Annotated in this window: 13 protein-coding genes; 9 read left to right on the forward strand and 4 right to left on the reverse strand. The window is 38.2% G+C overall.

All coding sequences use genetic code 11. The features are described 5' to 3' along the window. The first annotated feature begins 1 nt into the window (after position 1). The 7 genes from walK to rlmH all read left to right on the forward strand — a co-directional run bounded on the left by walK (position 2) and on the right by rlmH (position 7,076). The gene (walK, locus tag QFZ28_RS02470; protein ID WP_307193179.1) at positions 2 to 1,825 is read left to right on the forward strand and encodes a cell wall metabolism sensor histidine kinase WalK; all 1,824 of its coding nucleotides are present in this window, start codon (positions 2 to 4) and stop codon (positions 1,823 to 1,825) included. Further along, positions 1,822 to 3,144 carry a YycH family regulatory protein gene (locus QFZ28_RS02475; protein WP_307193180.1) on the forward strand — a complete coding sequence of 441 codons (1,323 nt, stop codon included), beginning with the start codon at positions 1,822 to 1,824 and terminating at the stop codon, positions 3,142 to 3,144. The genes walK and QFZ28_RS02475 overlap by 4 nt, the downstream gene beginning before the upstream one ends. Then, positions 3,131 to 3,916, forward strand: coding sequence for a two-component system regulatory protein YycI (locus QFZ28_RS02480; protein ID WP_307193181.1), 786 nt, complete (start codon positions 3,131 to 3,133; stop codon positions 3,914 to 3,916). Before QFZ28_RS02475 ends, QFZ28_RS02480 begins: the two co-directional genes overlap by 14 nt. Positions 3,917 to 3,933: 17 nt before the next feature. Further along, positions 3,934 to 4,728: an MBL fold metallo-hydrolase gene (locus tag QFZ28_RS02485; RefSeq protein ID WP_307193182.1), complete on the forward strand. Its 795-nt coding sequence runs from the start codon at positions 3,934 to 3,936 to the stop codon at positions 4,726 to 4,728. Between the two features lie 255 nt (positions 4,729 to 4,983). Then, positions 4,984 to 6,213: a S1C family serine protease gene (locus tag QFZ28_RS02490; protein ID WP_307193183.1), complete on the forward strand. Its 1,230-nt coding sequence runs from the start codon at positions 4,984 to 4,986 to the stop codon at positions 6,211 to 6,213. Between the two features lie 123 nt (positions 6,214 to 6,336). Then, entirely contained in the window at positions 6,337 to 6,495 is a 159-nt protein-coding gene (locus QFZ28_RS02495) for a CxxH/CxxC protein (RefSeq protein ID WP_307193184.1), read from the forward strand. Positions 6,496 to 6,596: 101 nt separating this feature from the next. Then, positions 6,597 to 7,076 carry a 23S rRNA (pseudouridine(1915)-N(3))-methyltransferase RlmH gene (gene rlmH / locus QFZ28_RS02500; RefSeq protein ID WP_307193185.1) on the forward strand — a complete coding sequence of 160 codons (480 nt, stop codon included), beginning with the start codon at positions 6,597 to 6,599 and terminating at the stop codon, positions 7,074 to 7,076. Positions 7,077 to 7,283: 207 nt separating this feature from the next. Here rlmH and QFZ28_RS02505 read toward each other — a convergent pair whose 3' ends face one another. Further along, the gene (locus tag QFZ28_RS02505) at positions 7,284 to 7,886 is read right to left on the reverse strand and encodes a TetR/AcrR family transcriptional regulator (RefSeq protein WP_307193186.1); all 603 of its coding nucleotides are present in this window, start codon (positions 7,884 to 7,886) and stop codon (positions 7,284 to 7,286) included. A 197-nt stretch (positions 7,887 to 8,083) separates the two neighbouring features. Between QFZ28_RS02505 and QFZ28_RS02510 the strand changes: the two genes are divergently transcribed. Together QFZ28_RS02510 and QFZ28_RS02515 are read left to right on the forward strand one after the other, a co-directional pair. After that, positions 8,084 to 8,821, forward strand: a complete 738-nt coding sequence (locus tag QFZ28_RS02510; RefSeq protein WP_307193187.1) for an SDR family NAD(P)-dependent oxidoreductase — start codon at positions 8,084 to 8,086, stop codon at positions 8,819 to 8,821. A gap of 71 nt (positions 8,822 to 8,892) precedes the next feature. Next, positions 8,893 to 9,666 carry an SDR family NAD(P)-dependent oxidoreductase gene (locus QFZ28_RS02515; protein ID WP_307193188.1) on the forward strand — a complete coding sequence of 258 codons (774 nt, stop codon included), beginning with the start codon at positions 8,893 to 8,895 and terminating at the stop codon, positions 9,664 to 9,666. Between the two features lie 681 nt (positions 9,667 to 10,347). On the opposite strand, the gene QFZ28_RS02520 is transcribed toward QFZ28_RS02515, so the two are convergent. The 3 genes from QFZ28_RS02520 to QFZ28_RS02530 form a co-directional block, all read right to left on the reverse strand. Then, on the reverse strand, positions 10,348 to 10,728 hold the full coding sequence (locus QFZ28_RS02520) for a RidA family protein (protein ID WP_307193189.1): 381 nt from the start codon (positions 10,726 to 10,728) through the stop codon (positions 10,348 to 10,350). A 26-nt stretch (positions 10,729 to 10,754) separates the two neighbouring features. Then, positions 10,755 to 11,411 carry a carboxymuconolactone decarboxylase family protein gene (locus tag QFZ28_RS02525; RefSeq protein WP_307193190.1) on the reverse strand — a complete coding sequence of 219 codons (657 nt, stop codon included), beginning with the start codon at positions 11,409 to 11,411 and terminating at the stop codon, positions 10,755 to 10,757. A gap of 117 nt (positions 11,412 to 11,528) precedes the next feature. After that, a complete protein-coding gene (locus tag QFZ28_RS02530; RefSeq protein WP_307193191.1) occupies positions 11,529 to 12,908 on the reverse strand; it encodes an APC family permease in 1,380 nt (459 codons plus the stop codon). Between the last annotated feature and the right edge of the window lie 23 nt (positions 12,909 to 12,931).

Consider the following 12,931-nt stretch of genomic DNA (forward strand, 5'->3'; position numbering starts at 1 on the left):
CATGAATAAGGTTAGTTTTTTTCGCTCTATACACGTAAAATTCGTCATTATCTATGTCCTGCTTATTTTAGTGGCGATGCAGATAATTGGCGTTTATTTTGTCAGGCAGCTGGAAGAAACATTAAGGACAAATTTTCAAAATTCCTTAAAGGAACGTGTAAATTTACTGGCCTATAATGTGGTCGAAGAGATGGAAAAGAAAAGAACCCCTGAAGATCCTACCCTTGAAGATGAAATCAGGAAAATACTGCGTGATTTTGAATCGGCTGATATTTTTGAAGTGAGGGTGATTGAGGGCGAATCTCGGAAAATTATTGGAACCTCCGATCCAAATCAAGTTGTCGTTGGTCAAAGAGACACAAATCTCCGCATTACCCAGTCGATTAATCTTGGAGAAGATTTGAGCAGTATCTTAATCGATCGAAAAGGCGACCATCGAATTTGGGTGCTATCAACTCCGATAAAATCAGGCAATACTGTCATTGGTGCGATTTATTTAGAAGCGAAAATCGAAAATGTATTTACCCAAATGAAAACCATCAATAGTATTTTTGCAACAGGAACCGGGATTGCTTTAGCGATTACAGCTATCTTAGGGATACTTTTAGCTCAGACGATCACCAGGCCAATTGTAGATATGAGAAAGCAAGCATTGGCGATGGCAAAGGGGAACTTTTCACGAAAAGTAAAAGTATACGGTCAGGATGAAATCGGGACTTTAGCGGTTACCTTTAATAATTTAACGAAAAAGCTCCAGGAAGCACAGGCTATGACGGAAGGGGAAAGAAGAAAGCTCTCTTCTGTCTTATCGTATATGACAGACGGTGTGATTGCGACGGACCGGAAAGGCCGAGTTATATTAATCAATGATCCTGCGGCAGAGATGTTGAATGTTTCACGTGAAACAGTTCTCTCACAGCCAATTGTTTCTTTATTAGGGCTAACAGATACCAATACGTTTGAGGATTTGTTAGAAGAAAAAGAATCGTTAATTCTTGATTATAGTACAAAAAAGGAACCTTATATCCTTCGTGCTAACTTCTCTGTGATTCAAAAAGAGACTGGATTTGTTAACGGTTTGATTGCAGTCCTTCATGATATAACGGACCAGGAGAAAATAGATGCGGAAAGAAGAGAGTTTGTTGCCAATGTATCGCATGAATTAAGAACTCCACTCACGACGATGAGAAGTTACTTAGAGGCGTTGGCAGATGGTGCATGGAAGGATGAAGAAATTGCCCCTAATTTCTTAGAGGTAACGAGGACTGAAACAGAAAGAATGATTCGTCTGGTCAATGACCTCCTTCAACTATCGAAACTTGACAGCACAGATTATCGGCTTAACAAAGAATGGGTCAACTTTGTTGATTTTTATGATCGAATTATTGACCGTTTCGAAATGGCGAAAGATCAAAATGTCAGCTTCAAGAGGCAGCTGCCAACTCATGCTATTTTTGTAGAAATAGATGAAGATAAGATGACCCAGGTTCTTTACAATATTATTTCGAATGCACTTAAGTATTCTCCTGAAGGCGGTCTGGTTACTTTTTCAATTAAAGAGGAAGAAGATAAAATTATCGTCAGTGTTTCGGATCAAGGTGTAGGAATTCCAAAGGAGAATATCAGTAAAATTTTTGACCGTTTTTATCGTGTTGATAAAGCGAGGACGAGAAAGTTAGGCGGTACAGGATTAGGTTTGGCCATCGCTAAAGAGATGGTTAATGTTCATGGCGGCATGATTTGGGCTGTAAGTGAAGAGGGTAAGGGAACGGAAATTTCCTTTTCACTGCCATACGAGCAAACGGAAGAGGATGAATGGTCATGAAATATGAGAATAGTAAATCTGCGATCTTAACATTTCTCGTTCTGGTTAGTATTGTTTTAACTTGGAATCTTTGGACGTACCAGCCCAATTTTGACATGTTGGAAAATGGCAATTATGTTGAAGAGGTAACGTTAAAAGAAAAACGGGAACTTCACCAGATTATTAGTCCTGATCTTGTCCTTTTTCATCGTAACGGCCAGCATTTTGGAACCACTAATGCAGTAAGCCTCGATAAAATGATGAATGAATTAAGGAAATGGTCTTTTTATGACGTAGAAGATTATTCGGAGAATGTGGAGAACATTAAAGAATTAGTCCATGGAAATGGAAATGCAGAAATTGTATTTCCTGCCGATATCCCGATTGAAATCTATCGGAGTGTATTAAAGTTTGAGGAGAAAAGAATTCCTGCCTTCAATTTTAATCGAATTGTTGTTAATGTGGAGAATTCAGAAAAGGGAAACGGTACGGTTTACTTTGTTTCTTCTGATTATCAGCATGTATACGTCAGTCATATATCACCGAGTTTATTAATCGAATTTAATAAGAACTTTTTTAAAAATGCAGAGCAATATCAGCCTTATATCCCATTTGAAGCGACTGCTGAGCGTACGGTTTATATTCCTGATGGAAAGCTGGAAATGATGGAATATACCTATTTACCTGTTGTACTAAACTCAGAGGCCTTCAAAGAAGCATTGTTTAGTGATCCGAATTTTGTACAAAGGGGCACCGTTTCTGGGGTAGAGGAATTTAGTGATGTTTCAAGTAAAATGACCGTTAATAACGACACCAATATGCTGCTCTATGTTAACCCTACGGGTGAGTCCAATTATGTGGACAACTCTTATGATCTATTAAAGAGAAGCATTGATTTTATTAATGGACATGGAGGCTGGACAGACCCTTATCGTTATGTGGCCAAGGATGAAAAAAGGAAATCTGTTAAGTTCCGTTTATATAGTATCGATGGCTATCCTGTCTTTAATGAAAGTGGAATGTCAGAAATTGAAGAAGTATGGGGCAGGGATGAAATAACGAGATATGTTAGACCCAATATATCCTTAGAGCTTCCATTAACTACAGAAATGGTTAAAGTAACCCTTCCAACAGGATCTTCTGCATTGGAATTTCTCAAAAGCCGAAAGAGTTTTAAACCGGAATTACTGGAACAGCTTGTTTTAGGATACCGGATGTCAAAGGATACAAGTGAAAATAGACTGATCCTCCTAGAGCCGGCTTGGTTTTATCGATATAACCAGACATGGGGACAAATCACGAAGGAAGACCTGGGGGGATTGTTACGTGGATTGGAGTAAAATAAAAACAATTTTTATCATCACGTTTTTAATTTTAGACGTCTATCTCTTATTTCAGTTTATGAAGATCCGAGATGCAAATAAGTATGAATATGTTACACCAACCTCCATCGAAGAAATGCTGAAAATCGATGAAATCAGCTATAAAGAACTGCCAAAGGGTCCATTTAAGGATCAGTATTTAAGCGCAAGGCCAAAGCTGTTTACGAAGGATGATATTATCAAACTAAAGGGGCAGACAACGGCTCTAAAGGAACCTAGCACGTCACTGCAGATGAAATTGGATAAACCAATTCCTTTAAATGCAAAATTTGAGGCTGCTGATATTACTCCTTTTATAAAGGACAATGTATTGTTTGGAGACCACTATCAATTTTGGAAGAAGGATGATAAGAAGAATACCATCATCTACTTTCAACATTATGAGAATATGACCTTATATGAAAATCTGAGCGGGATGATTACGTTTCATATTGACGACAAAAATCAAATTGTCTCATATGAACAAACCTATTTAGAGGATATTGAAAAAATGACAGAAAAGGAGGAAATCCTCCCTCCTTTGAAGGCACTGGAAACTTTGTACCAAAAAGGCATGCTAAAGCCAAATAGTAAAATTACAAAAGTTGAACTCGGCTATTCATCTTTAATTCAGCTTTCTGCTTCGCAAGCGTTAGCGCCCACATGGCGTTTTGTGGTGGATGATAATGAAAGTCTTTTTGTCAATGCGCTAGAAGGACAGATTATAGAATTTAACAGCGATGGAAATTAGATGTGGAGTGAAATCATATGTCATTACGTTATAGCATTTTAGCGAGCGGAAGCACGGGGAATTCGCTTTATGTTGAATCAGACGAGCATTCCTTTCTAGTAGATGCCGGATTTAGCGGGAAGCAAATGGAGGCATTTTTCCAACATATAGATCGTGATATAAGTAAATTATCAGGGATATTTGTAACCCATGAACACAGTGATCATATTAAAGGAATTGGCGTGTTAGCCCGTAAATATAAGCTGCCAGTTTATGCAAATGAAAACACCTGGCGTGCGATGGATCGATTAGTTGGAGAAATTCCAGCTGAACAAAAGATGATATTCAGCACAGAAAGTGTAAAAAGCTTTGGGGCCACAGATATTGAATCTTTTGGGGTATCGCATGACGCCGCTGAGCCTATGTTTTATGTTTTCCATCATTCGGGTAAGAAATTGGTCTTAATCACTGATACAGGCTATGTGAGCGACAGGATGAAAGGAATCATTTCAAATGCAGATGCTTTTATTTTTGAGTCCAATCATGATGTACAAATGTTAAGAATGGGCAGATATCCATGGAATGTGAAACGAAGAATTTTAAGCGACCTTGGACATGTTTCGAATGAGGATGCGGCAATTGCTATGAGTGAGGTCATCGGAGACAATACCAAGCGGGTTTACCTTGCCCATTTAAGCCTCGACAACAATATGAAGGACTTAGCAAGAATGTCAGTTGCACAAACACTTCAAAGCCAGGGACTAATTGTTGGCGAGGGGTTTGATCTCTATGACACAGACCCTAAAGTCCCAACTATTTTAACAGCGGTGTAAAAGAAAAGCGGAAGCGCCTTGCTCAGGGGCAACAGGCATAAGACGAGCCGGCATGAAGGTTGCTTTTTAACCTTCTTGACGGATTGGCTTATGACCCCGAGCCCATAGGCGCTGAAGCTAGACCATTCTAAGAACAAAGATACCTCGTATTTGGTATCTTTGTTCTTTTTTTATAAAATGGTTTTGGGCAGAGTATAATTGTAACTATAAGCCAAAATATTAATTAGTTGCTTATGAAAGGGAGACGTGGTGAAAATGGGTTACTATGATGATCATTCACAAGGGCGTAACCAAAAAAAGAGTGGGAACAGAGGGAGTTTTTTACTTGCAAGTATTGTTGGTGCCATACTTGGGGCCATGCTAGTTGTCATTTCGATTCCGGCATTATCTAATCAAGGGTTCCTTCCCTACAATGTACAGCCCAATCAAACTCAACCTGCTGGGACGGATGATAATCAAGAGAATGTCATTCAACAACAGGTTTCCTATGATGTACAAACCGATACGACAAAAGCCATTGATAAGGCTGCAGATGCGGTTGTTGGGATTAATAATATCCAGACAACAAATTTTTGGGACGATGAATCTGGCGACAACCAAGCGCCAGCAGGAACAGGGTCAGGTGTCATTTATAAAAAGGCAGGAGATAAAGCTTATGTCGTAACCAATCAGCATGTGGTTGAGGGTGCTACCCAGTTAGAGGTCACCTTAAATGATGGCACAAAAATTCCTGCTAAACTTCTCGGCGGGGATGTTTGGACAGACTTAGCTGTTCTTGAAATTGACGCAGGCAAGATTAAAAAAATTGCTGAATTTGGTGATTCAGATGCCTTAAAGATGGGGGAACCGGTAATGGCCATTGGTAACCCGCTGGGTGCAACCTTCTCTGGTTCTGTCACGCAAGGAATTATTTCAGGGATTAATCGAACCATCCCGGTAGACATCAATCAAGACGGCATTATGGATTGGAACGCAGAGGTCCTCCAAACAGACGCTGCCATTAATCCCGGTAACAGTGGTGGAGCCTTAATTAATATTGCTGGACAACTTATTGGCATTAACTCGATGAAAATCGCTCAAAATGCTGTTGAGGGGATTGGATTATCGATTCCCATTAACTATGCAAGACCAATTATTAATGACCTAGAACAGTTTGGCGAGGTCAAACGGCCATATATGGGAGTTGACTTAAAGTCAGTTGCTGAAATTCCAGGTTATTATCAAGAGGAAGCTTTAAAATTACCAAGGGATATCACCTATGGAGTAGCTCTTCGTCAAGTTGTACCAAATTCACCTGCTTCACAGGCTGGATTACGAGAGCTGGATGTTATTGTAGAGATGGACGGCAAGACCATCCATGATGTGATTGATCTCAGAAAGCATTTATATCAAGAGACAAAAATTGGCGACCAAATGGAGATCAAATATTATCGAGAAGGAAAGCTTCAAACGACCACGATTACTTTAGCTGAAGACAGGTCCTAATACGAAAAGCAGAAAGGTGGTACCTCCCCTTTCTGTTTTTTTGTGGTATAGTGGTTGGTTGAATGAAGTGGTTTGGAAGGTAAATAATAAGAGAAATAGTTATTATAAGAGGAGGGATCCAAATTGATTTATTGCTGTGAGGAGCATGTGGATTTGGCATTAGATATGGTTGTGGATGAGTTTGAAACGTTTCCTGTTTTATCTAAGGTAACTGGGGATAACTTATCAACAGGCTGTGAGTATTGCCAAAATAGAGCTGTATATATTGTGGCGAACAAATGATTCCATACAAGATGTGGATAAAAAATGTGGACATGTGGATAACTTCTGTGGATAAGTTGTTTGTAAACTGTTTGTAACATAAAAAAAGAGGGTTGTGGATTGTGAATATCTCAATTGTCACGGTTGGCAAATTAAAAGAAAAATATTTAAAAATGGGAATTGACGAATATTTAAAGCGATTGAATGCGTATGCGAAAGTCGAAGTCATTGAAGTAGCTGATGAAAAGGCACCTGAAGAATTAAGTGAGTCTGAAATGGTTCAGGTTAAGCAAAAAGAGGGAGAGCGAATTTTGGCTAAGATTAGTCAGGATACATATGTGATCGCGCTGGCGATTAACGGAAAAATGCAATCTTCAGAGGAGCTTGCACATATACTAGACAAACTGGCAACGTACGGGAAAAGTAAGATTGCTTTTATTATCGGCGGATCTTTAGGTTTAAGTGATGAAGTCTTAAAACGTTCAAACGAACAGCTTTCTTTTTCAAAAATGACCTTCCCCCATCAACTGATGAAGTTAATCCTCGTAGAGCAGATATATCGGGCATATCGGATTAATCGCGGTGAACCGTACCATAAATAGAGGCAGTTTTTTTTGAACAATGATTGTATGTGAATCTTTCTGTTACAAAAATAAATAAGCTGGCCAAAACATTTCATTTTGTGAGATTTATTGGCCAGCTTATTTTTTAGTATGGGATGCTTAGGGTATACAATATAGCAAATTGTTCATTCACTTTCTTCATTCTTCTTTATAAAATCGATCCCCTGTCCCGGTTTGAAATAAACTTTATTTTCCTATATATTCAAACGAGTAAATATGCGTTTTCGTTAAATCAATTACTTCTTTGATAAACTCCTCTTGAGATTCTTTAAAATCCATTGTGATCCAATTCAGAATGAGTCCGTAAAAGCCGTAGGCTGTATAGCGTTTAAAATAATCCATATTTACTGGGATGTTGTTTATCGTTTTGAAAATAAATTGATCCTTATAGATTTTTAAGATGGATTGCGGGAATCTCGTATGTAATCCTGGTAAAGTATCATCGTATTTAATGAGTTCAAAAAAATTCCGGTGCTTATATATGTAGGAAACGATATTAAAGGATGGTGCATGCAGATTTGTTGTATATACTTTTTGTCCAGGTACATATGGTTTTCCTACTGAATCCTCTAACCCTTGAAGCATGGAATCGAGTAAATCTTCAGCTAATTCAATTTTATCTTGGTAATGGATATAAAAGGTACTGCGATTATAAGATGCATAATTTACAATATCTTTTACAGAAAGAGAATGGTAACCCTTCTCTTTTATGAGTTCAACTAGTGCGTGTTTTAAATGTTCTTTTGTCCGATTTCGTTGTTTAGAAGACACGCTTTGTTCATAACTCATGAAAAAACCCCCCTAGAAATAGACAGATTTCCCTGAAGTGTCTACTAGATAGACACTTTGTAAAATCTTAATGATTGTTAAATGTGGACAAAATAGTACAATTTAATTGTGAACAAAATAGCACAAATTTTAGCTAAGTATATCAATTCTAGTGAAAATTTGATAGTGCTATTGAAAATATACAGGGGGAATCTATCATGGGAAAATTACAAAACAAAGTAGCTGTGATTACTGGTGGAGCATCTGGTATCGGTGCAGCGACAGCACGTTTATTCGTTTCAGAAGGGGCTAAAGTAGTTCTTGTTGATTTAAATGAAGCAAAAGGGAAAGCCTTTGAAGAGGAATTGAAAGCGCTTAATGCCGAAGCTCTATTTGTTAAAGCAAATATTACAAGTGAAGAAGAGGTAATCAATGTCTTTAAACAAGCAGTTGAAACTTTCGGGAGAGTAGATGTTGTGTTCAACAATGCTGGTATCGGGCGCGTTCATCCTTCACATGATTTAGAGTACTCTGAATGGCGTAACACAGTAAATGTTGACTTAGATGGGGTATTTCTAGTAGCTCGTGAAGCTATCCGTGAAATGTTAAAAACAGGTGGAGGTACAATTGTTAATACTGCATCTATGTACGGTTTGGTTGGTTCACCTGGGTCAGCAGCCTATAACGCAGCAAAGGGCGGTGTGATTAACTTAACACGTTCACTTGCACTAGAATATGCAGAACAAAATATTCGTATTAATGCATTATGCCCTGGGTTCATTGATACACCAATTATTCCAGAAGAAAGTAAACAAGCATTATCTGCGATTACTCCGATGAAACGTCTTGGTAAAGCAGAAGAAATGGCAAAGGCAGTACTTTTCATGGCTAGCGATGATTCTTCTTTCATGACTGGAAATAGCCTAATTATTGACGGTGGTTATACAGCACAATAATCTTATAATTTTTATCAATTTGAAGTAACGAACAGATATATTTGAATTTATACCCTAGGAGGGATTTAGAGATGGGCAAATTTGATGGAAAAGTAGTAGTAATGACAGGTGCAGCAGGCGGTATTGGAAAAGCAACTGCAAAAAAATTAGCTGAGCAAGGAGCGAAACTTGCTTTAGTGGATTTAAATTTAGAGGCAGTCGAACAAGTGATATTAGAAATAGGTCTTGATGATTCAAGAGCGATTGCTCTTCAGGCAAACGTAGCAAAAGAAGAGGATGTCAAGGCTTATGTTGAGGCAACGGTTGAAAAATTTGGTAGAATTGACGGCTTCTTCAACAACGCAGGGATAGAAGGAATTACTGCAAATGTAGAAGATTATCCAACTGACACCTTTGATTTAGTTTTCAATGTCAATGTTAAGGGGGCATTCCTTGGACTAAAATACATTGTTCCTGTGATGAAGAAGCAAGGGGCTGGCAGTATTGTAAATACTGCATCAGGTGCAGGTTTAATTGGTTCACCGGGGTTTGTTGGCTACAATAGTTCCAAACATGCAGTGATTGGTATGACCAAAGTGGTTGCATTAGAAGCAGCTCCATTTGGTGTTAGAGTGAACGTAGTGGCACCTGGAGTAATCAATACACGTATGATGCGTCAAATTGAAAAAAATACAGTTCCTGAGGATGCTGAAGGAGCAAGAAAAGCATTTGGTGCTGCAGTCCCAATGGGAAGATACGGAGAAGCAGAAGAAGTGGCAAATGTAGCAATTTTCTTGTTATCAGATGACGCTTCCTATGTTTCACAATCTATCTATACAGTTGATGGCGGCCAAATCAACCAGTAATGCAAGTGGATGGATCTTCTACTTCCGAAACAGAAGATCTATCTCTGTATTTAAAGAAGCCATTAATAGAGGTGATACAGATTACTGTATCACCTTTTATATTACAAAAACGGCCGTTTAAATAGGTTACGGTGAACCGTATCATAAGTAAATGAGGTTTTTAGCCAAAAGCCTCTCCTTAAAGTTGGGGAATCAGGTTAAGCACCCGATTTGATAAATAGACGGAGAAATTCCGCTTATTTAGAAAATAAGATAAAAAATAGCTTAAATAGACGGAGAGATTTCGCCTATTGACTTGAAAAATGTGAAAATGGGGGATTTTGCTTTGCATAAGCGGAAAACCTCCCCTTATTTCCCCCGAAATGAGCTCCATTCTATATTTAACCGGAAAATCTCCGCTTATTTTACCTTCGCTGGTTACTTTCAGGACAAGACTTCTTATTTAAATGAAAGTGGGTTTTTGGTGCATCGATACTAGCATTCTTTTTGTTATCTCAAAAAAATCCAAGAGAACCTCATTTAGATGCGTTACGGTGAACCATATCATAAGTAAATGAGGTTTTTTACTATTATACTGGATTGACCTAAAAGAGTACTCATTCCCCCTAGTTTTTGTGCTCAAGATTCGCTTACCAGGAGTAGTCGGCTTATCTTTTTATCGAAGCAGTTTTATTTTTTTATTTATTTTAAAGAAGCGACAACCTCAATTTCAATGAGTACATCTTTTGGCAGACGGCTCACCTCTACCGTTGATCTAGCAGGACGATGGTCTTCTAAATGCTTGCCATACTCCTCGTTTACAACGGCAAATTGGTTCATGTCTTTTAGAAAAATTGTCGTTTTTACGATATTTTTTACAGAAAGACGTTGAGAATCTAAAATAGCCTTTATATTCTTCATTACTTGGTTTGTCTGAGAAACAATGTCATTTTCCACTACTTCATTCGTTTCCGGATCAACTGGAATTTGTCCTGATAGAAATAACAAATCACCTACTTGAATTCCTTGAGAATAAGGTCCAATCGCTCTTGGGGCCTTTTCAGTAAATATCGTTTGTGTCATATTAAGATCCATCCTTTTCTGAATTATTAAAAGTCATAAGCATTTAATGCATTAACACTATGCGCAAGAGCTGAACCAGCTTTTAGAGCCGTGGCCACAAAAATTGCCTCTGCTAATTCTTCACGTGAAATACCTAATCTCTTTGCATTTTTGGTATGGATATCAATACAATAAGGACAACCTGTTACGTGGGCAATAGCAATTGCAATTAACTCTTTATCTTTTCGACTAATTAGTCCAGGCTTCATCGCTTCCCTATCAAATTGGTTAAAAGAACGGAAGCCTTCTGGACTAAGTTCAGCAAATTCCTTGAATCTTGCCATATTCGATTTTGGATAGAGTTCCTCATTATTATCTTCATCATATGCTTGCAATGCATTCAAACCATGGGCCATCGCGGACCCTGCCTTTAAGGCAGTAGCAACCATAATTGCTTCTGCCATTTCTTCCTTTGAAACTTTTAATCTTTTTGAAGATGATACGTGACTATCAATACAATAAGGACAGCCAGTTACATGTCCAACTGCCACAGCCATTAACTCTTTCGTTTTCTTAGGAATCAGCCCGTCAGAAAGTGCCAGCTTATCAAATTCGGCAAATCCTTTGAATGTATCTGGTGCGAGCTTGGCGAGTTCTGGTAATCTACGAATATATGATTTTTGATATAAACTATCATTAGTCACTATGCTTACCCCCAATTAAGATTGTTAATAATGGATTTAAATTCTTTTTTCTAACGAGTTGATCTGAATGAGACCGATTTCAATTATTACATTTAATGTAGAACACATAAATGGTGCTTAAGCTTCTTCATAGCTTATTTCCATATCAACTTTGCCTGACTTATCTCTCCAAATGGCATATAAGATAGCTAGAATGAATAGGATAATATTTCCAATAATCAACAGTGTAGTTAGATCCCTAAATAATAAGTAAACTTGAAACGCGTTTGACCCTGTTGCTACAAGACTTAGAATCCAAAGGTTTGTTTTAGAGGTCTTGAATTTTGATTTTTCCCACATATCAGGAAGGACCTTTGGCAATCTAACTGTAGCTAAGGCTATGATTAGCCATAGAACATTATTTAAGATTAGTGCAAAGCTCGCAATTCCACTAATATCCCAGCCCGTAATAATCGGTAGCAAACCAATGAAATAAAAAATTGTCAATAATACATGTGGAGTTTTAAATCTGTCATTAATAGCTCCGAGTTGTTTAGGCAGCCATCCATCAATACTAGCTTGAAGCACAGGCTTGGTTACCCATCCTAATGTTGCATTTAAAGTGGTACTTAAGGCAAACATTGCTCCACCGACGACAAAGAATACATATAATGGATAAGGCAAAATTTCAAGGGCAACAACCGTTAAAGGTTGATTAGCAACCTGACTAACAGGCAATACACCTGCAGCAACTGTCGCCATTAAGGCATAAATTATTGCTACTGAGATCGTTGATACAATAATTACAAATGGAATATCTTTAGTTGGATTTTTTGCTTCAGCTCCTAAGTTTACGATAACATTGGCTCCACCTGTTGCAAATGTTAACAAAGCAGCAGCTGTAAATATTCCCATCATTCCGCCAGGCATAAGATCTTCACCAGAAAAATAACCAGGCTGAATTTGAGGCATACCGTATACAATGAATAAGGTTAACGCGACCGCCATAGCAAGGACCATTAAATTTTGTACTCTAGCAGCTTCTTTTACCCCCAATAAATTGGCTAAATAAAATATGGTTAGAACTACAGCAGCGATTAACGTTGAATTTAGCCCAGGAACGAGTGCTAAGAAATAATCCGCAAAGGATAAGGCATACATGGCTATGGCAACGTTAGTTATGATAAAGATAATGGTATAGAATCCAGCAAATCGCTTTCCAACCAGCAATGCTCCTGCTGTATAAAATCCACCCCTCATTCGGACGGTTCCGCTAACGACAATCTGGGTTAAAGACATCAAAACAACCAATAATGCAGCCACCATAAACGCAATATTTACAGACTTACCAGTTATACCAATGGCTGTCCCAGCCAATGCAAAAATCCCAGCCCCGATAATTTGTCCAACAGCAATCGACATTAAGTCTCCTCTGCCTAAAACTCTTTTTAGATCTTTGGTAGAAGACCTTTTTGGTTCTGACACCGGAGTAGTTACTGCAGCTAGTTTTTCTTCCATACCTTCTTTCCCCCTTGTTTGAC

Source organism: Neobacillus niacini, from assembly GCF_030817695.1.
Taxonomy (GTDB): domain Bacteria; phylum Bacillota; class Bacilli; order Bacillales; family Cytobacillaceae; genus Neobacillus; species Neobacillus niacini_F.

Excerpts from the sequence above, each read along its gene's own strand:
- walK (WP_307193179.1), top strand. The coding sequence starts at position 2 with ATGAATAAGGTTAGTTTTTTTCGCTCTATACACGTAAAATTCGTCATT.
- QFZ28_RS02475 (WP_307193180.1), top strand. The coding sequence starts at position 1,822 with ATGAAATATGAGAATAGTAAATCTGCGATCTTAACATTTCTCGTTCTG.
- QFZ28_RS02485 (WP_307193182.1), top strand. The coding sequence starts at position 3,934 with ATGTCATTACGTTATAGCATTTTAGCGAGCGGAAGCACGGGGAATTCG.
- QFZ28_RS02490 (WP_307193183.1), top strand. The coding sequence starts at position 4,984 with ATGGGTTACTATGATGATCATTCACAAGGGCGTAACCAAAAAAAGAGT.
- QFZ28_RS02505 (WP_307193186.1), bottom strand. The coding sequence starts at position 7,886 with ATGAGTTATGAACAAAGCGTGTCTTCTAAACAACGAAATCGGACAAAA.
- QFZ28_RS02510 (WP_307193187.1), top strand. The coding sequence starts at position 8,084 with ATGGGAAAATTACAAAACAAAGTAGCTGTGATTACTGGTGGAGCATCT.
- QFZ28_RS02515 (WP_307193188.1), top strand. The coding sequence starts at position 8,893 with ATGGGCAAATTTGATGGAAAAGTAGTAGTAATGACAGGTGCAGCAGGC.
- QFZ28_RS02520 (WP_307193189.1), bottom strand. The coding sequence starts at position 10,728 with ATGACACAAACGATATTTACTGAAAAGGCCCCAAGAGCGATTGGACCT.
- QFZ28_RS02530 (WP_307193191.1), bottom strand. The coding sequence starts at position 12,908 with ATGGAAGAAAAACTAGCTGCAGTAACTACTCCGGTGTCAGAACCAAAA.